This is a genomic window from Pseudomonas fitomaticsae (assembly GCF_021018765.1).
GTDB classification, from domain to species: Bacteria; Pseudomonadota; Gammaproteobacteria; order Pseudomonadales; family Pseudomonadaceae; genus Aquipseudomonas; species Aquipseudomonas fitomaticsae.
The window spans coordinates 3022717-3041245 of the sequence record NZ_CP075567.1 but is presented as its reverse complement, the minus strand read 5'-3'; the positions used below and the strand labels follow the sequence as shown (position 1 = coordinate 3041245).

General features: G+C 59.4%; 14 protein-coding genes and 1 pseudogene. 6 read left to right on the top strand and 9 right to left on the bottom strand.

Annotation, left to right across the window (positions count from 1 at the left end):
- Positions 1–76: 76 nt before the first annotated feature.
- The 4 genes from KJY40_RS13680 to KJY40_RS13665 are packed head-to-tail and all read right to left on the bottom strand — an operon-like array spanning position 77 to position 4285.
- Positions 77–1135 carry a GlxA family transcriptional regulator gene (locus KJY40_RS13680; protein ID WP_230737449.1) on the bottom strand — a complete coding sequence of 353 codons (1059 nt, stop codon included), beginning with the start codon at positions 1133–1135 and terminating at the stop codon, positions 77–79.
- Between the two features lie 46 nt (positions 1136–1181).
- Positions 1182–2204, bottom strand: coding sequence for a glycine betaine/L-proline ABC transporter substrate-binding protein ProX (gene proX, locus KJY40_RS13675; RefSeq protein ID WP_230737448.1), 1023 nt, complete (start codon positions 2202–2204; stop codon positions 1182–1184).
- A 42-nt stretch (positions 2205–2246) separates the two neighbouring features.
- Entirely contained in the window at positions 2247–3200 is a 954-nt protein-coding gene (gene proW / locus KJY40_RS13670; RefSeq protein WP_230737446.1) for a glycine betaine/L-proline ABC transporter permease ProW, read from the bottom strand.
- Positions 3201–3250: 50 nt separating this feature from the next.
- Positions 3251–4285 carry a quaternary amine ABC transporter ATP-binding protein gene (locus KJY40_RS13665; protein WP_230737686.1) on the bottom strand — a complete coding sequence of 345 codons (1035 nt, stop codon included), beginning with the start codon at positions 4283–4285 and terminating at the stop codon, positions 3251–3253.
- Between the two features lie 365 nt (positions 4286–4650).
- On the opposite strand from KJY40_RS13665, the gene KJY40_RS13660 reads away from it, so the two are divergent.
- The 3 genes and pseudogenes from KJY40_RS13660 (at position 4651) to KJY40_RS13650 (ending at position 8429) form a co-directional block, all read left to right on the top strand.
- Positions 4651–5610 (top strand): LysR family transcriptional regulator, encoded by a 960-nt coding sequence (locus KJY40_RS13660; RefSeq protein WP_230737444.1) that lies wholly within the window; start codon positions 4651–4653, stop codon positions 5608–5610.
- A gap of 123 nt (positions 5611–5733) precedes the next feature.
- Positions 5734–7073: pseudogene (locus KJY40_RS13655) on the top strand (MmgE/PrpD family protein).
- A gap of 120 nt (positions 7074–7193) precedes the next feature.
- Entirely contained in the window at positions 7194–8429 is a 1236-nt protein-coding gene (locus KJY40_RS13650; RefSeq protein ID WP_230737443.1) for an aromatic ring-hydroxylating oxygenase subunit alpha, read from the top strand.
- 24 nt (positions 8430–8453) lie between these two features.
- Here the strand turns inward: KJY40_RS13650 and yddG are convergent, their stop codons facing one another.
- Positions 8454–9350, bottom strand: a complete 897-nt coding sequence (gene yddG, locus KJY40_RS13645; RefSeq protein ID WP_230737442.1) for an aromatic amino acid DMT transporter YddG — start codon at positions 9348–9350, stop codon at positions 8454–8456.
- A 385-nt stretch (positions 9351–9735) separates the two neighbouring features.
- Between yddG and KJY40_RS13640 the strand changes: the two genes are divergently transcribed.
- Positions 9736–11046, top strand: coding sequence for an MFS transporter (locus tag KJY40_RS13640; protein ID WP_230737441.1), 1311 nt, complete (start codon positions 9736–9738; stop codon positions 11044–11046).
- A 60-nt stretch (positions 11047–11106) separates the two neighbouring features.
- Here KJY40_RS13640 and KJY40_RS13635 read toward each other — a convergent pair whose 3' ends face one another.
- Positions 11107–13095: a peptidase U32 family protein gene (locus KJY40_RS13635; protein WP_230737440.1), complete on the bottom strand. Its 1989-nt coding sequence runs from the start codon at positions 13093–13095 to the stop codon at positions 11107–11109.
- Between the two features lie 126 nt (positions 13096–13221).
- A complete protein-coding gene (locus KJY40_RS13630; protein ID WP_230737439.1) occupies positions 13222–13602 on the bottom strand; it encodes a RidA family protein in 381 nt (126 codons plus the stop codon).
- A gap of 508 nt (positions 13603–14110) precedes the next feature.
- Between KJY40_RS13630 and KJY40_RS13625 the strand changes: the two genes are divergently transcribed.
- Positions 14111–14494, top strand: a complete 384-nt coding sequence (locus tag KJY40_RS13625; protein ID WP_230737684.1) for a DUF6124 family protein — start codon at positions 14111–14113, stop codon at positions 14492–14494.
- Between the two features lie 75 nt (positions 14495–14569).
- Here the strand turns inward: KJY40_RS13625 and KJY40_RS13620 are convergent, their stop codons facing one another.
- Positions 14570–15955 carry an IS4 family transposase gene (locus tag KJY40_RS13620; RefSeq protein WP_230731992.1) on the bottom strand — a complete coding sequence of 462 codons (1386 nt, stop codon included), beginning with the start codon at positions 15953–15955 and terminating at the stop codon, positions 14570–14572.
- A gap of 166 nt (positions 15956–16121) precedes the next feature.
- Positions 16122–16301 (bottom strand): 14-3-3 family protein, encoded by a 180-nt coding sequence (locus tag KJY40_RS13615; protein ID WP_230737438.1) that lies wholly within the window; start codon positions 16299–16301, stop codon positions 16122–16124.
- A 429-nt stretch (positions 16302–16730) separates the two neighbouring features.
- On the opposite strand from KJY40_RS13615, the gene KJY40_RS13610 reads away from it, so the two are divergent.
- Positions 16731–18407 carry an MFS transporter gene (locus KJY40_RS13610; RefSeq protein ID WP_230737437.1) on the top strand — a complete coding sequence of 559 codons (1677 nt, stop codon included), beginning with the start codon at positions 16731–16733 and terminating at the stop codon, positions 18405–18407.
- Positions 18408–18529 lie beyond the last annotated feature (122 nt).

Genomic DNA, 18529 nt, shown 5'->3' with positions numbered 1-18529 from the left:
GCAACGAAGCAAACGCGCGGAATCGCGTTGAATGAAAACAGCCATCAAAGTTGCTTAACCGGATTGTTACGAGCACTCAGAAGTTGGCGGCGAGCGCATAACGCCCGGCACCGCAATCATTCGCGTAGTAGTAATCCCGGAACGTCATGGGCGGCAGCCCGAACAGATCCTTGAAACGTTTGTAGAAGTGCGGATAACTGACAAACCCGGTCGCCAGCGCCACATCGGTCAATGACCGGTCGCTTTGCACGATCAACTGTCGGGCGCGGGTCAGGCGCAGCTCAAGGTAATAACGGTTGGGCGCAGCATTCAGATAACGAGCAAACCGTCGTTCCAGTTGCCGGCGGGAAACCCCGACATGGCTGGCGATCTCGTCAATTTCCAACGGCTCTTCGATGTGCTTTTCCATCAGCGAAAGCGCAATGTTGAGCGGCTTGGGAATCGCTGCCGGACGGACATCTTCAGAACGTAGCGCATCACTGGGTTTGGGCTGGTGAACGCGTTTGATCTCGCCCACCAGTGATGCATCGCTGCGCGAACCCAATTCCTGCATCAGCGCCAGGGTCATGTCCAGTGCCGAATGGGCATTGGCACAGGTCGCACGTCGCTGGCCAAAAACAAAGTCCCGCGTGCATCCCTTCAACTGCGGAAAGTATTCGCTGATCAGCGCGCGACTGTCGCTGTGGCAGGCAAAATCCTGCCCCTCCAGCAATCCCGCATCCGCCAGATAGAACGCGGCATTCCAGCACCCTGCCACGATGCCTTTGGCAGTGGCAGTCTTCTTCAATACCCGGCGCAGCAACGGACTGGACGACAGGCGAACCCGCTGGCCGCCGACGACAATTACCGCGTCATGACTGAAGCCTTCCGCCGCCAGCCGTTGCGACGAGAGCGGTACACCGACATCGCTTTCAACCAGGCCGCCCTGCAGCGAATACGTGGAAATCCTGTAAACCGTGTCGCCATTGATCAGGTTACCGGTGGCCAGCGCGTCCATGGCTGTGGACAGGGTCGTCAGCGAGAAATGATCGAGCAGGATAAAAGCAACCCGCACGATACGTTCATGCCCTGCCAGCGCCGTGACCTGGCGAAACCCGATGTTCTGCAGTTTCAATGTGCTTTGGAAAGTGTCCATCTCACGCCACCCGATAACCGTCACTCAAGACAAGGAACAACCCGTATTACTTGGCCGCAGCCCGTGCGTCCTTCAGCCAGCTGTCGTAGCTTTCCTGGTGAGCCTTGATCCACTCGGCAGCATGGCGCTTGATGTCGGCCAGGGACTTCTCGCCCTGCTGCATCTTCAGGTTCTGCGCACTTTCATCGGCGGTGCTGATGCTGACTTCTGAGAGGAACTTGCGGGCCACCGGGTTTTTCTCGGCGAATTCCTTGTTCATCACGGCATTGATCGTATCCACCGGGAAGCCGAGGTTCTTGCCTTCGTAGAAGGTGTCTTTGCTCTCCTTGCCCTCAGGCAGATCGGTGTAAGGCACCGGCAGCCAGACCACGTCGCGACCTTCGACCAGCACACTGGAGATCCACTGTGGCACCCAGGTGAAGAACAGCACCGGTTTGCCCTGCTGGAAGCGCGCGATGGTGTCCGCCATCAGTGCAAAGTAGGAGCCGCGGTTGTCGACCACAGTAGGCTCCAGACCATAGGCTTTCATGTGGTGCTCGACCATGATTTCGCAGCCCCAGCCCGGGTTGCACCCGGTCAGGTCGGCCTTGCCGTCGCCGTTGCTGTCGAACAGCTTGGCGATTTCCGGTTTCTTCAGGTCCGACAGATCCTTGATGTGGTAGGCATCGGCAGTCTTCTTGTCGATCAGATAGCCCTGCAGCACACCCTTCATGATCTGCCCGACTTTGACCATCACATCATCGCCACCGGCCTTGTCATAGAACGCCTCGTGCAGGTGCTCCCATTCATGCACGGTGAAATCCGCATCGCCGTAGGACAGCGCGAGGAACATCGCCGGGTAATCGGTCTCCTTCGGTTGCTTCACGTCATAGCCCAGTTCCTTGAGCCCGGCGATCACCACCTCGCCGCGAAAACGCTCTTCGGCGATGGTCGGGAAGATCGGCGTGATCGACACACCGGCGCCGGGTTTGTTGGCGTCCGCCGCATAGGCCGCCGAACAGAGGATCGTGCCAAACACAGAAGCAACCAGACTCGCCACGACGCTTTTTTTCAGATTTGCCAGTTTCATGTTTCACCACGCTTTAGAGTTGTGATCGGTGAGCAGAAAGGTTCAATTGATGACCGGACGTGCAACGTTCTTGTTTTTCTTCAACTTCATGACCAGCCCGACGGGCCCGGTCTGATACCAGCGCTGACCGGTGGCCAGATCGCTGCTGCGCTCACCCATGGCCTGGGTCAGGCGATCAAGGAACACCGCCAGCAACACCAGCCCTGCCCCGCCGACGCTGGCCAGGCCCATGTCGAGTCGGCCGATGCCGCTCAGTACCATCAGGCCCAACCCGCCGACCGAAATCATCGACGCGACCACCACCATCGACAGCGACAACATCAGGGTCTGGTTCAACCCGGCCATCATGGTTGGCGCGGCCAGTGGCAACTGCACCTTCATCAGCATCTGCGTCGGCGTGCAGCCGAAGGCTCGTGCGGCTTCGACCTTGTCCGCCGGCACCTGACGAATGCCGAGGTTGGTCAACCGCACCAACGGCGCCACGGAGAAAATGATGGTCACGATCACACCGGGCACGTTGCCGATGCCGAACAACATCACCACCGGCACCAGGTACACGAACGCGGGAAGCGTCTGCATCGCGTCGAGCACCGGGCGGATGATCATTTCCGTGCGATCGCTGCGGGCACAGAGAATGCCCAACGGAATACCGATCACCGCGCAGAACAAAAGAGAGGTCAGCACCAGCGCGAGGGTAACCATGGCGTCGTTCCACACGCCGATCAGCCCGAGCCCGGTCAGGGTCGCCACGCTGAAAATCGCGATGCGTTTGCCGCCGATCTGCCAGCTGATCAGCCCGGCGATGATGATGAACACCGTCGGCGGCAGAGAAAGCAGGCCCCACTGAACACCATCGAGTACCTGATCGACCGGCCAGCGGATCGAACGAAATACATCCCGGAAGTTATGCACCAGATATTTAAGGGCGGTTTCAACCCAAGAGCCCAACGGAATATTCAAACTCTGGAAGGGATCCAGAAAGTTAAAATCGGACATGACAGCACCTCACCTCGGTTACAACCGGGTCATTCTTGTTAAACAACAGTTCAGTGATTACCAAGACAACTAAGAAGATGCCCTTGCGAGATCGAACCTTTATAAAGTCCAACTTCATCGACCACCGGCATCGGCGTGGATGAGGCGGCAACAAGATGAAAGATGTCGCGCAAGGAAGCGTCGGCCTTGATCGGCGTTTGTTGGCCAGGGGTGTAAGCAATGCCCGGATCGGACTGGGCGATATCACCGGCTCTCAATATCCGGCTGGTATCGAAACCATTGAAGAAGTCACGCACATACTTGTTCACCGGATTGCACAGAAGCTCACGTGGCGTGCCGATCTGCACGACGCGCCCACCTTCCATGATCGCAATGCGATGGCCGATGCGAACGGCTTCTTCGATATCGTGGGAGATGAAAATGATGGTGCGATCCTGCTCGGCCTGCAGCTTGATCAGTTCGCCCTGCATCTCGCTGCGGATCATCGGGTCGAGCGCGGAGAACGCTTCGTCCATCAACAGGATTGCCGGGTCGTTGGCCAGCGCCCGTGCCAGGCCGACCCGCTGTTGCATGCCGCCGGACAGTTGATGGGGAAAGCTGAATTCCTGCCCGCAAAGCCCTACCTGCTCCAGCGCGCCCATGGCCCGGCAATAGCGCTCCTTTTCGCTGACACCGCTGATTTCCAGGCCGAAGCTGACGTTGTCGATGACGCTCATGTGCGGCATCAGCGCAAACGACTGGAAAACCATGCCCATGTCTTTGCGGCGCACTTGCAGCAAGTCCTTGTCACCGAGGCCGGTGATTTCCTTGCCATTGAGAAAGATGCTGCCGGAGGTCGGTTCTATCAGACGGTTGAACAAGCGGACCATGGTCGATTTGCCGGATCCGGACAAACCCATGATCACGAATATCTCGCCCCGCTGGACCGAGAAACTGGCATCGAACACACCGATTGCCTGTCCGGTCTTTTTGAAGACTTCAGCTTTGGAAGCGCCCTCTTCAACCAACTTCATTGCAAGTTCCGGGTGTGACCCGAACACTTTGAAAACATTCTTTACACGGATTATTTCGTCGCAGCGATTCATACCTTGCCTCCTTCGCGTTGCGCATATTCGAAACAGAACGATATGCAAATGGGCGAACGTATTTTTGAGCGGCAGAGGTCACACTGATATTTCGTCACGACGGTTTCCTTTTATTATTTTTGGGGCCCCAGGAACGAGGGACATTTCAAATTTATTAGTATCCCCCCGTTCAATCCAACGACATTTACAGGGACAAGTTGATAACGTCGGGTTATCGATCAGCGAGACGCGCCCTCAGCCGGGACGCCATCGTCCATCCGCGACCGGGGCTATCCTTGCAGCGACATCGGCGTATCCCTGCACGAAGGCTTCCGTTACCCTCGTCGCGCTTCCACCGGGAGCCGTATCTTCAGGAGGCTGTACGAATGACCAAGCATGTCGACCCTGACACCATCTTGCTGAAGATGCCGTCCTTGAGGGCTGTGAAGGCATTTGTCGCTGCTGCCAAATACCAGAGTTTTACCCGCGCCGCCGAAGCGTTGTGCGTTTCGCAAGCCGCCATCAGCCGGCAGATCCGTGAACTGGAAAGCTACCTGGGCGCGCAGTTGTTCACCCGCGTGGGACGTGCCGTTGAACTCACCTCCGCAGGCGCGCTCTTCTTCGACGCCGCGCAGTTGTCATTTGTGAACATCGCCCAGGCTGCCGAGCGCATTCGCAACAGCCAGTCCGGCAAGAAGGTGCTGACTGTCTGCTGCTCCCCTGCGTTCTCCGCATTGTGGCTGTCGAATCATCTGCCCGAGTTTTTCGCCCAGAGCGAAGGCATCGAACTGAACCTGATCACCACCCAGAACTTCCTGACCATGGAACCCGGTGTTCAGCCCGACATTTTCATCACCAAGATTGCGCGCGTGCGCGAGGGCTATCGCAGTTATCCGCTATGCCACGACCTGATCTACCCGGTGTGCACGCCGCAGTTCCTGGAGCAGCACCCGGAAATCTCGACCATTGAAGGCGTGCGTGATTCGACCCTGCTCAACCTCAGCCCCTATGGACGCTCGCAAGTGGCCGAGCATGTCGACTGGGGCGTGTGGCTGGCGTTTCAAGCGGTCGATATCGATGACCGCCCGGCGACCAGCCCGCAGATTTTCAACGCCAACGACTACAACCTGCTGATCAGCATGGTGCTGACGCATCAGGGCATCGCACTGGGCTGGAATCATCTGGTTGCACCGCTTTTGCAGCGCGGTTTGCTGGTGCGCCCGATCGAGCAGGAAGTGCAGTTGCGCAACAGCTGGCACTATCTGGCCTGCCGTGAAAGTGCGGACAACGAAGACGCCCTGCGCCGGTTTCGCGAGTGGATCCTGTCCAGGTTTCCTCGCCGCTGACCGACGTTTTAGTTATCGATTGCCCGACGAAAATGTCGTTGGAGCAGCATCACCTTCCTGACTCATTGTGAAGCGGCGCCGGCCGGGATCTGGCCGGGCCCACTCACAGGAAGGAATTGTTGAATGTCACTCTTCGAATTCTGTCGCGACTTTGATTTCCTCCAGGCACCGCCCAAGACCCGGCAGATCCTGCAGAACGGCCTGCTGGACATCGTCGGCGTCATGGCCGGCGCCGCGTCCAACGACACCAGTTCGGCGCTGCGTCGTTTCGCCGTTTCGCACTACCCCGCCGGGCAGTTCAGCAGCCGTCTGATGTTCGACGGGCGGCGCGTCAGTCTGCTCGGTGCAGGCTGGGCCGGCGGATTTTCTGCCGACAGCCTTGATGCCCATGAAGGCCACTTCAGATCCAAGGGGCATGCCGGGGCGACGGTGGTGCCGGCAGTGCTCGCGCTGGCGGACGCATTGCATCACCAGGGCAAGGAAATCAGCGGGCACGAGCTGTTGAGCGCCTTGTGCATCGGCTATGAAACCGCCCTGCGCGCCGGAACGGCACTGATGGCGACCTCCCGACCTATCACGCCTCCGGTGGTTTTTCCGGCATCGGCGTGGTCTGCGCCGGCGCCCGATTGCTGGGGTTCGATGAGCAGACCTTTCGCCATGCCTTGGGCATCGCCGAATACTTCAGCGCCCGTTGCCCGATGATGCGCCTGATCGCGTTCCCGACCATGCTGCGCGACGCCCACGGCAGCGGCGCATTCGTCGGTTTGAACGCGCTGCTGATGGCTCGGGAAGGTGTGACCGGTGCGCCAGCGGAAACCGTGGAAGATGCCTCGGTGACCGAACACTGGATTGACCTCGGCCAACGCTGGGAAATCGACAGTCAGTATTTCAAGCCCTGGCCGGTGTGCCGCTGGGCGCAACCGGCGCTGACGGCGATGCTTCAACTGCAGCAGGACAACCCTTCACTCGACGCTGATTCGATCGAAACCATTCGCGTGGAAACGTTCTACGAATCGATGTGCCTGCAAGGCCACACCCCGGACGATGCCGATCAGGCGCAATACGCCCTGGCCTTCCCGCTGGCGGCGCTGATTGTCCGGGGCAAAGTGGGGCCGGAAGAAGTGACCGGCGCCGCCATCCATGCACCAGACATTCTGGCGTTGAGCAGCCGAATCGAAATCGTCGAGGCAGCGGATATTTCGGCGCGATTCCCTAATGAAATTCTCTCGCGCATCACGGTCACCCTGAAAAACAGCACGGTGCTCGTCAGCCCGGTGACTGCCGCACGCGGCGACCCTGAAACGGCGTTGAGCCTGGAAGAGCTGGAGCACAAGTTTGATCTGTTTGCGTCCAGCCTCGGCAGCGAGCACAGCCTGGCGGTGAAACAGGCTATCAGGCATCTGGGCCAGTCTTCGTCGGCCATCACCGCGCTTGAGCCTGTCTTCGGGCGTCCACACCCATAACCGCAACTCATCGATTGCCCACAGGAAATGTCGTTTGTGACGGTGTTCCCGGCGCAGATAGGCTGCGGCTTATCGTCCCCCTCACCGGGTCCGGCCCTTACGCGCATGACGAGGATAACAATGAACAATAAAGACACCGTGTTTGACCTGATCGCCCAGCGCAAACCCTGGCACTCATTGCCGGGTGCGCTCTACAAAGATGAAAGCGTCTACCGTCAGGATCTTGAACAGATCTGGCACAAGGACTGGATTTTCGCCGGGCACACCTTCGAAATTGCCAAACCCGGCCAGTACTTCACCCTGCAGATCGGCGATTACCCAGTGGCCGTGGTACGCGGCAAGGATGGCGAAGTCCGGGCGTTTCACAATGCCTGCCGCCATCGCGGCGCGAAGATCTGCGAACACGACCACGGCAAGGTCGCGAAGATGGTCTGCCCTTATCACAAGTGGACTTACGAGCTGGACGGCAACCTGCTGTACGCCGGCAACATGGGCCAGGATTTCGACAAGACTCAATACAACCTCAAGTCCGTGCATTGCGAGATCGTCAACAGCTACATCTATGTTTGCGTCGCCGCCAAGGCCCCGGATTTCGAAGGCTTTCGCAAAGCGGTCAGCCCGTTCATTACCCCGCATTACCTCGACGACTGCAAAGTGGCCTTTGAGTCGACCATCATCGAGAAAGGCAACTGGAAGCTGGTGTTCGAGAACAACCGTGAGTGCTACCACTGTGACGGCTCTCATCCCGAGTTGCTGAAGTCTTTCGTCGACAACCTGTCGGTGGGCGGCCTCAGCGGTGAAGACGATCCGCAATTGACGGCCTATTGGAACACCTGCGAGAAGGCCGGTTTGCCGAGCCGGCTGGTGATGGACATCAACGGCCAGTACCGCATGACCCGCATCCCTCTGTCCTCCGGAGCGGTCAGTTACACCATGGACGGCAAGCCCGCCGTGTCCGGGCGACTGGATAAAACCGCCGAACCGGACATCGGCGCCCTGCTGTATTTCCACTACCCGTCCACCTGGAACCACTTTCTCGGTGACCACGCACTGAGCTTCCGGGTGCTGCCGATCAGCGCCACCGAAACCATGGTCACCACCAAATGGCTGGTGAACAGCTCGGCCGTGGAAGGCGTGGATTACGACATCGAGCGTCTGACCAAAGTCTGGGTCGCCACCAACGATCAGGACCGCACATTGGTCGAAGGCACCCAGCGCGGAGTGACCTCTCCATCTTATGAACCGGGACCGTACTCGGAAACGGCGGAAACCGGCGTCTGCCAGTTCGACGACTGGTACTGCGCGACGATGATGGACCGGCTCAAGGGACCGATTGCGTTGAAATCGGTGGGCTGACCCTGCGCGGCAACGCCGGATTTTTCAGGAGATCTGACGTTGCCGCGTCGCCTGCCAGCAGATCAGCGAACCCACGGTCACCAGCACCGCGCCCTGCCAGAACTGAACGTGCAGACTGACGCCCAGCCACATGGCGGCAAATGCCGACGACAGCACCGGCGCGCCGTAGGAAGCGGTGGCCAGCAAGGTCAGGTTGCCGCGCAGGATGCCGATGTTCCACAGCGCATAACCGCCGGCCATGGCGATGCCGGTGGCGATCAGTTCGAGGGAATTGCCCAGAGTGAAGGCAGAAATCCGTTCACTGCTGAACCCCCACTTCACCCACAACACAATGGCCGTCAGCACGAAAAACAGCACCACCAGACTCTGCCCGTTGGCATAGCGGCGCGTGACGTTGCAATACAGCGCAAACGTGATCGCGCAGGCCAGCGCGAGGCTGTAACTCAGCGGGTTGGAATTGACGTTGGCGATGATTCCCGGCAGCGACAGACCCTGACCGCTGACCACCCAGAGGATGCCGAACAGCGCGAGCGCACTGCCGGGAACGATGAACCAGCGGGTTTTCTGCCCGTTCATGAAGATCGCCAGCACCACGGTCAGGCACGGCCACAGGTAATTGACCACGCCCAGTTCGATCGCCTGTTGCCGGTCACTGGCAAACCCCAGTGCCAAAGCCAGGCACACCTCATAGGCAACAAACAACCCACTGCCGAGCAGGAGATAGAGTGTTGACGTGGAACGAAGACGCGGTCGCCCGAGAAACATCACCAGCAGGATCGCCCCCAGGGTGTAAATCATCGCGGCCCCGCCCAGAGGGCCGAAATGTTCACTGACGCCCCTGATCAACCCGGCGGCGGTGCTCCACAACACAATCGCCAACAGCCCGCACGCCGTGGCGGCGCGCTCGCCTCTTATCTGCATCATTGCCTCTGGACCAACATCGCGATTCGACCGCACAGGCTAACGAGGGAAAACGGATCGATACAGCAACTTTTCATCCGGGCAATGAATGCGCTGGGGTTATCGATCCTGTCTTTATCGATCCGGGCTGCGTCCCAACGTCGCAGGCCCGGCACCTTGGCAAACTCTTCACAAGGCTTAAAATCGCGCCTCCTCTTGCAGTCGCCCGAACGGCGCCTGCCCGCAGCCATGACAACCCTCAGGTTTGAACAGCCGGCCACTTTCACACAGTGCGCCAGGCTCAATCGTCCTGCCCGTTCGGCGGTCGTTTGTCTTCAACACACTTCGGCTTGGCACTCGCATGCGCAGAGGCGCACGTTCCGCTGTTCGATCACTTGAGGTTTTTATGACACCGCGTTTGCTGGCCATGGCGCTGGCGCCCCTGCTCGGGCTATTCATTGTTGCCCTGGGCAACGGCTTTCTGTCTTCTTTGACCACCCTGCGCCTGGGCGCTGCCGGCGAATCGGCGACGATGATCGGCATCGTGTCCTCGGCCTATTTCGCCGGCCTGACGCTTGGCGCGATCTTCAATGACCGGCTGATCCTGCGCATCGGCCACATCCGCGCCTACAGCAGCTTCGCCTCGCTGATCGCCGCGACCATCCTGCTGCAAGGGCTGTTTTATGACACCTGGGGCTGGGTCGTGCTGCGCCTGATCAACGGCTGGGCCACGGTCGGTGTGTTTCTGGTGATCGAGAGCTGGCTGCTGCTGGCCGGTGACGCGAAGATTCGCGGCCGTCTGCTGGCGCTGTACATGATCGTTCTCTACGGCGCCGGGGTGCTGGGTCAGGCATTTTTGGGGAAAATCACCGGGCTCGGCGACACCGCGCCGTTCATGGTCGCCGGCATGCTGGCGACCCTGTCGGTGCTGCCGATCGTGATCCTGCCGCGCGTTTCTCCGTTGCTGGAACAGGTCGAACCGCTCAAGCCTCGGGCCTTGCTCGGCGTGTCGCCCACCGGGCTGGTCGGCTGCTTCGGCTCCGGCATCACCATCGCGGCGATCTACACCCTGCTGCCGCTGTACCTGCAACGCATCGGCCTCAACGTCGGCGAGGTCGGCAGCATGATGGCCTGGACGATCCTCGGCGCGATGCTCCTGCAATACCCGGTCGGGCGCTGGTCCGACCGCAAGGATCGCCTGCAAGTGCTGACTGTGCTGTGCGCCGCGTGCACCGTGCTGTCGCTGGTGATCGTGCTGGTGCCGCTGTCTTCGGCCATGCTCGCGGCGATGCTGTTCCTGCTGGGTGGCGGCGTGTTCGCGCTGTACCCGGTTGCGGTCAGCCACGCCGCTGACCGTGCGCCGGTCGAAACCCTGGTGCCGATGATTCAGGGCATGTTGCTGATCAACTCGCTGGGCTCGGCAATGAGCCCGCTGCTGATCTCCCCGGCGATGAACGCCCATGGCGAAACCGGCCTGTTCTGGGCCTTCGCGCTGGTCAACCTGGCCATGGTGACGTTCTTCTTCTGGCGCCGTGGCAAGCGTCCGGTGCCGGCCAATCCGGCGCCATTTGCGGCGGCAGCGACGTTCTCGCCAACCGGCGCCGAGCTGCGGGTGACCGAGGATCTGCGTCAGGCAGCGCAGGAACATCCGCCGATGGTCGATGCGTTGAGTGGCGAAGCGGCGCCGCCAACGGGATCGCGTTACGAAGTCAGTTGAGTTTCTGGCAGGCATAAAAAAACCGGTGACTTTCGTCACCGGTTTTTTATTGCCTTTGAATCAGTGCGGCGCGCGCGGGATCGTCTTCATCAGATCCTCAGGGCTGATATGCCCCACCACACTGCCCGGCTGCGGCAGATTCAGGATGTGGCCCTTCATCTTGCCGATCACGTGCATCTCGCACGGTTTGCAATCGAACTTCAGGGTCAGCACTTCATCGCCGTGAATCAGCTGCATCGGCGCGACTTTGGTCTTCACGCCGGTCACGCCTTTGGCCTGTTTCGGGCACAGGTTGAAGGAGAACCGCAGGCAGTGCTTGGTGATCATCACCGGCACTTCGCCCGCCTCTTCGTGAGCCTCGTACGCGGCGTCGATCAGTTTCACGCCGTGACGGTGGTAGAAGTCGCGGGCCTTCTGGTTGTAGACGTTGGCCAGGAACGACAGATGCGCCTCCGGGTACACCGGCGGTGGCGTGGTCTCGGCCTTGCGCGAACCGCGCGGGTGGGCGGCAACACGGGCGGCGGTCAGCGCTTCGATCACTTCACGGCGCAACGACTTGAGCTGCGAGTTCGGGATGAAGAACGCTTGCGGCGCATCCAGCTTGATCGAGGTCGCGTGGTACTCGGTGGTGCCGAGCTGACCGAGCAGATCGTGCAAGGTTTCCAGCGCCTGTTCCGGTTTGTTGGCGACGCCGAATGGGCCTTCCAGCGCAACGCTGGCGCTGATGCCCTCTTCGCTGGTCACGGTCAGTTCCAGACGCTCTTCACGCAGCTTCGCCAGCCAGCTCACGCCGATACGACGCTCGGCAGAGGTCTTGAGCAAGGCCTGCTGCCAGTTGTGGTCGAGGTTGCGGTTCAGCGGATGGTTCGGGCGCAGCTTGTACAGGCCGTCCGGCATTTCGTTCGGCTCGACGCGGTAGCGGTAGCGCTTCTCGCCTTCTTCCTCGAACTCGCCTTTGGCTTCGGCGATGTTGGCGCGGAAACCCACCACTTCGCGCTTGACCAGCACGTTGAGGCCGTCGCCGTTGGACAGCGGCTCGTGGGTGATCACTTGCATGTCACGCTTGCCGACTTTCTCGACCGTGCCCACCGCCAGACCGGTGAAGGTCGGCGAATCGAACGCGCCGATGTCAATCTTGCGCTCGCTGACGAAGTAGTCGGTGCTGCCCCGGTGGAAGGTCTTTTCCGGGTCCGGCATGAAGAAATGCGCGGTGCGGCCGCTGGAAGCGCGGGCCAGGTCCGGACGGTCGTTGAGCACGTCGTCCAGGCGCTGGCGGTAATAGGCGGTGATGTTCTTCACATAGCCCATGTCCTTGTAGCGACCTTCGATCTTGAACGAACGCACACCGGCCTCGACCAACGCGCGGATGTTGGCGCTCTGGTTGTTGTCCTTCATCGACAGCAGGTGTTTTTCGTAGGCGATCACGCCACCCTTTTCGTCTTTCAGGGTGTACGGCAGACGGCAGGCCTGGGAGCAGTCGCCCCGGTTGGCGCTGCGCCCGGTCTGCGCGTGGGAAATGTTGCACTGACCGGAAAACGCCACGCACAACGCGCCGTGGATGAAGAACTCGATGGCGGCATCGGTTTCATCGGCGATCGCGCGGATTTCCTTGAGGTTCAGTTCACGGGCCAGTACCAGTTGCGAGAAACCGGCCTGATCGAGGAACTTCGCCCGCTCAAGGGTGCGGATGTCGGTCTGGGTGCTGGCGTGCAGCTCGATGGGTGGAATGTCCAGTTCCATCACGCCCAGGTCCTGGACGATCAGCGCATCGACGCCGGCGTCGTACAACTGATGGATCAGCTTGCGCGCCGGCTCCAGTTCGTTGTCGTGCAGGATGGTGTTGATGGTGGTGAAGATGCGCGCGTGATAGCGACGGGCAAATTCCACCAGTTCGGCAATTTCGCTCACCTCGTTGCACGCGTTGTGGCGCGCACCGAAGCTCGGGCCGCCGATGTACACCGCGTCGGCGCCATGCAGGATGGCCTCGCGGGCGATGGCCACGTCACGGGCGGGGCTGAGCAGTTCCAGGTGATGTTTGGGCAAGGACATATATAGTTTTTAGTCAGGCTGTCACGGTCGAGGCGCGCATTGTAGCCGCGAAACGCGTGGCCGGCACGCCTGTGCTGCCGGGTGGCAGCCCTGCCCAGGACAGAGCTGCCGAACCGAACCGCAAACTCAGGCCTTGGCAGCCATTGCAGTCACTTCCACCTTCATCCCTTCAACCGCCAGCGCCGCCACCCCAACCGCCGCACGCACCGGCCATGGCTTGGCGAAGAAGCGCTTGTACACCTCGTTGAACGCAGCGCGATCAGCCATGTCGGTCAGGTAAATGGTCAGGTGCAGCACGCGCTCCATCGAGCTGCCAGCCTTTTCCAGCGCCACTTTCAGCGCCTGCAACGTGCATTCGCTTTGCGCGGTGACGTCACCCAGTTCCAGGCTGCCGTCGGCACGGGTCGGAATCTGGGTCGACATCAGGATGCCGTTGAATTCGGTCACGTCCGAAGAGATCGAGTCTGCATCCGGATCCGGTGTGTAGGTGATGTCTTGGTTGGCCATGGGAAAGTCCTTCGCTGGCAGTGAGGACGGCGCCATCGCGCGCCGTTTCGGGCGGCCAGTTTACAGACACGGCGGCGGGTTTGAAGCCATGGTGGTTTTCGGGGTGGGTTCTGACGGATGTTTCAGTGTGTTTTGTGGGCCGCCAAACACGTTTCGATGCGTGTGTTTAAAGACACCTGGAGTTACGCGCAATTGCCCACAAATCCTTGCGCCAGCGCCTACGGCTACGCCAGAATCCGCCGGCTTGTGCGCCTTGGGGTCGGCCGGTAACTTGGATCGGGTCACTGATTCGCAGTGATCGGGTTTAGTAGCCCGTTGGTATTTGAAGAGTGCACAAGTCTCTGTCAGTCAGGTATTCCCATACCTGGATTTGATGGTGGCTGTGCGTAGGGTGCCCTCGGGCACGCCGGCTTTCTTCTTTTCCCCGGTCTACTAACCTGCGCACAGCTGCCTCCACCCTTGTTTAGTAGCTCGGGTCTGGCGGCTTCAAAACAGGAAAAGAATGAATATGTTCAAAGCAACGCCAAATCCCCCGGTCACCGAACCGGCCAGCATCACCGACCCAACCTCCCCCTACGAATGCCCTGATTCGAAGAAATTCAACGAAGCCGCCAACCGCGCCGTCGACTACCACCTCGGCCCGATGACAGCCCACATGATGGCCGCGCCCTACTCCCCCAACCGCCTCTACCAGGCCAACCCGGCCAGCAACAACGAATCCCTGCTCGCCGACGCCGTCGAAACCCTCGGCTCCGCCAACGTCATGCTGCACAACTTCGCCGACCTCCTTCAGGGGCCTCATCGCAAGACCGCGCAGGGTATTGCGCAGGTTGTGATGCTGGCGGAACTGGCGGTGAATCGGGTGTTGGATAAAGTCGTTCCGACGGAGTAAGCCTTATCAACGAGGTTTAATACTCACCTCCACTTAGCATGAGAGGGGACGAATTGAGTCTGTCCCGAATGGCACTTACTTAACATGTTTAGCATGCCCGTTTTTCCTGACCTCAGCCCTTGCTGACCGACGTGACTTGGTCAGCAAGGGGTAGGCCTGAGGTCTTCGTTTTATGGCTCGCGGTTCGATACGACCAGGTCGATTTCCAACGCGTCTTTGCGCTATCAGCATCAGTAAGTTCGCCAGACCATCCTCGTCTTCAGGACTCCCATATTGTCGTAGCGCCAGCCATAGCTGAAGGCTGTGTTTGAAGCTCAGTTCGCGAGGCAAGCAGTCCGCTAACAGAGCCGATTGGGTCATGAGCATTCGGATCAGATTGTGGGCCAACAGATAGACCCATAACTCCTTGACCGCCATGCCCGGGGTTTTGCAGCTCAACCTTCCAAGGCCCAGTGTGGCCTTGAGATTTCGCAAGTCCAACTCGACATGCCATCGCCCCTTGTACAGCGATTTGAGAGCTGTTTTGGGTGTCTGCTTCGGGCAATGCAAGGTGGTCACCAACGTTTTTCCGCCAGTCTTCAACTCTCGCACTATCAGCCTTTCAGGGGCCTGTTCGTAATGTGTTTGACTCATCCAGGGCGGCCTTCTTTCGGGCTTTTTCAATTCGATCAAGTGGTCTTCCGAACCGAGACTTTGGCCCAGACGAAAGTCCGTGCTGCGCCGTCGAGCGCCATATTGTTCGAACACGCCATCGATACCTCGTCGCTGCAACTCGCACAGCAGAAAATAGGTCGCGTAGTAAGCGTCGCCCAACAAGATGTCGCCTGTTTTCAACGTGCCGAGCATTGATCTGAGCAGCGTCTGTTCGTCGCCGCCCTTACCTCGGAAACGTCCAAGTGCGGCATCTAAAACGGCGCCACTGGAGAGGCAAACGAGGCCCACCACTCGACACAACGGAAAACCAAGGCCAACTTTCTGCCCGCGAGATTGCGGATAGGCCCCCTGATTCGCAGCCGTATCGGGCATCGAGACGGTTGTCCCGTCGACAAGGCGTACAGGTCGCCCCATCCATCGCCACGAAGGCGGCGCCTGATCACTGATAGACGAACCGGAATGTCGAACCAACGTGGATACCATTTCTACCGGCAAGCGTTGTCGGGCTTTACAGAAGGCGCCCGTGCGAGCGCTATTGGGTTTCATGCCGCTACAGGATCGCTTGATGGAGAAATCGTTGACGGCATTCTGGCAGGAGCGATCGGCACTCATCGCTTGAGCCAGGAACATCGACAGAGTTTCCGTTGGCGGATACAAGCGCTCCCGATGCTCTGGCAGTGCTGACTCAACGCGCTGCAGCAACTCGGGAGCCGTGAGCAGGTTGAAAAAAGCATAGGCATCACAATTCGAAGCGTGGCGGCGAAAACGTTGCTGTTGATGCTGGAGAATTTGGCGTCTACGATCCATGTGGGCTGTGTCCTTGGTTTTCTGGTGTGTGTTCGCAACTATCACCGTAGACCAAGGCCAGCCCTTCTTCATTTTTTGCTTTCAGCTCAATCGGTTAGCTGTTAAGTAAGTGCCATTCAAATCTGTCCCCTTTTGATTGCCATTTCCAAGGCCTGCTTTAGTTTTTTTATCGAGGAACTACGGCACTCTTTTTCTGCGCAATAGCAAGAAGGCTCCTTTCTTCAGTACTGAGTTCACTACCAAGCTCTTTGACTTTTTTCATGGCTTCAGCCATATCTTCATAACGCTCAGCTTGCTCTGCCAATTTCGCTTTCTGCACAAGATACTCTCTATCATCCATCACCATCACACACCTCCAATCAAGACCATTAACAATCAAAGGGCAATCAAAGGGAACAGATTTATTTTCCAACCCCACGTACTAAAAGTATCAACGTAACCATCCGCGGCCGCACCTGACAGAAATGACAGTTTTTAATAATTATTCAGAACAACCAAAATTCTGAACAACTATAAAAACCACGAATGCAAACTCATTTAACTCATTCCCTCCCCGAACCAGCCAAAGCCTCTCCGTCACTGCCCCCCATCCACCGCCACCACTGGATATCCCCCCAATCCCAATTATGCTCAATGAAACCCCGCCCTCCCGCGCGGGGCGGTGATTCTGTGCACGCTCCACGAAACACCTGATACGGCATCCGCCACAGGCCTCGGGTACGCGACGTTGATGAAGTGCTCCGGCCTATAAAAACAAGCACGACGGAGAACACCCATGGCAGTACTCGACAGCACCTCCACCGGCAACGCGCCCAACCACAGCATCAGCCGCGAGGAGCGCAAGGTGATTTTTGCGTCGTCCCTCGGCACGGTGTTCGAGTGGTACGACTTTTACCTTTACGGCTCACTCGCCGCGATCATCGCCAAGCACTTCTTCGCCGGGGTGAACGAGACCACGGCGTTCATCTTCGCCCTGCTCGCCTTCGCCGCCGGTTTTGCGGTACGGCCGTTTGGGGCAGTGGTGTTCGGGCGGTTGGGTGACATGATCGGGCGCAAGCACACGTTTCTGATCACGATTGTGATCATGGGTGTGTCGACGGCGATTGTGGGGTTCCTGCCCGGTTACGCGACGATCGGGGTCGCGGCGCCGATCATTCTGATTACCCTGCGGCTGCTGCAAGGCCTGGCGCTGGGCGGTGAGTACGGCGGCGCGGCGACGTATGTGGCCGAGCATGCGCCGAAGGGCAAACGCGGGTTCTTCACCTCGTGGATTCAAACCACTGCAACCCTGGGGCTGTTTCTGTCGCTGCTGGTGATTCTGGCCTGCCGTACGGCGCTGGGCACCGAGGCGTTCGAGGCCTGGGGCTGGAGGATTCCGTTCCTGCTGTCGATCCTGCTGCTGATCGTGTCGGTGTACATCCGCCTGCAACTGAGCGAGTCGCCGGTGTTCATGAAGATGAAGGCCGAAGGCAAGGCGTCGAAAGCGCCGCTGACCGAATCCTTCGCCCGTTGGGACAACCTGAAAATCGTGATCATGGCCCTGCTCGGCGGTACCGCCGGGCAAGCGGTGGTCTGGTACACCGGGCAGTTCTACGCGCTGTTTTTCCTGCTGCAAACCCTGAAGATCGACCCGCAGACCGCCAACCTGCTGATCGCCGGTTCACTGCTGATCGGTACGCCGTTCTTCGTGATTTTCGGCAGCCTGTCCGACCGCATCGGGCGCAAGGGCATCATCATGGCCGGGTGCATTCTGGCGGCGGTCACCTACTTCCCGATCTTCCACGCGCTGACCCAGTACGGTAACCCCGACGTGTTCGTCGCCCAGGAGAAGAACCCGGTCAAGGTGATCGCCAACCCCGACCAGTGCTCGTTTCAGTTCGATCCGGTGGGCAAGGCCAAATTCACCAGTTCCTGCGACCTGGCGAAAACCATCCTGGCCAAACGGGCGATCCCTTACGAAAACGTGGTAGCGGAACCGGGCACCGTGGCTCAGGTGCGCATTGGCGACAAGGTCATCGAAAGCTTCGAAGGCACCGCCATGCCGGCCGCCGACTTCAAGACCCGCAACGACGCCTTCACCGCCAGCCTCGGCACCGCGCTGAAAGAAGCCGGGTATCCGGAAAAGGCTGATCCGGCCAAGACCAATTACCCGATGGTCTTGCTCCTGCTGACCGTGCTGGTGATCTACGTGACCATGGTCTACGGCCCGATTGCGGCATGGCTGGTCGAGCTGTTCCCGGCGCGCATCCGCTACACCTCGATGTCGCTGCCGTACCACATCGGTAACGGCTGGTTCGGCGGGTTCCTGCCGACCGTGGCGTTTGCGATGGTCGCGGCCACCGGGGATATCTACTACGGCTTGTGGTACCCGATTGTCATCGCGGTGATGACGGCGATTCTCGGCATTTTCTTCTTGCCGGAAACCAAGGACCGGGACATTCATCACAGTTGAAAGCACTTCGCTCGATGCTGTGCGTGGCATTCACGTACAGCATCGAGCGTTGTCACATCGGCGTCACTCTCCCTTGGTAACGTCCTCGCGCCCCTCTGCCCCGACCACCAAGGTGACCTTCC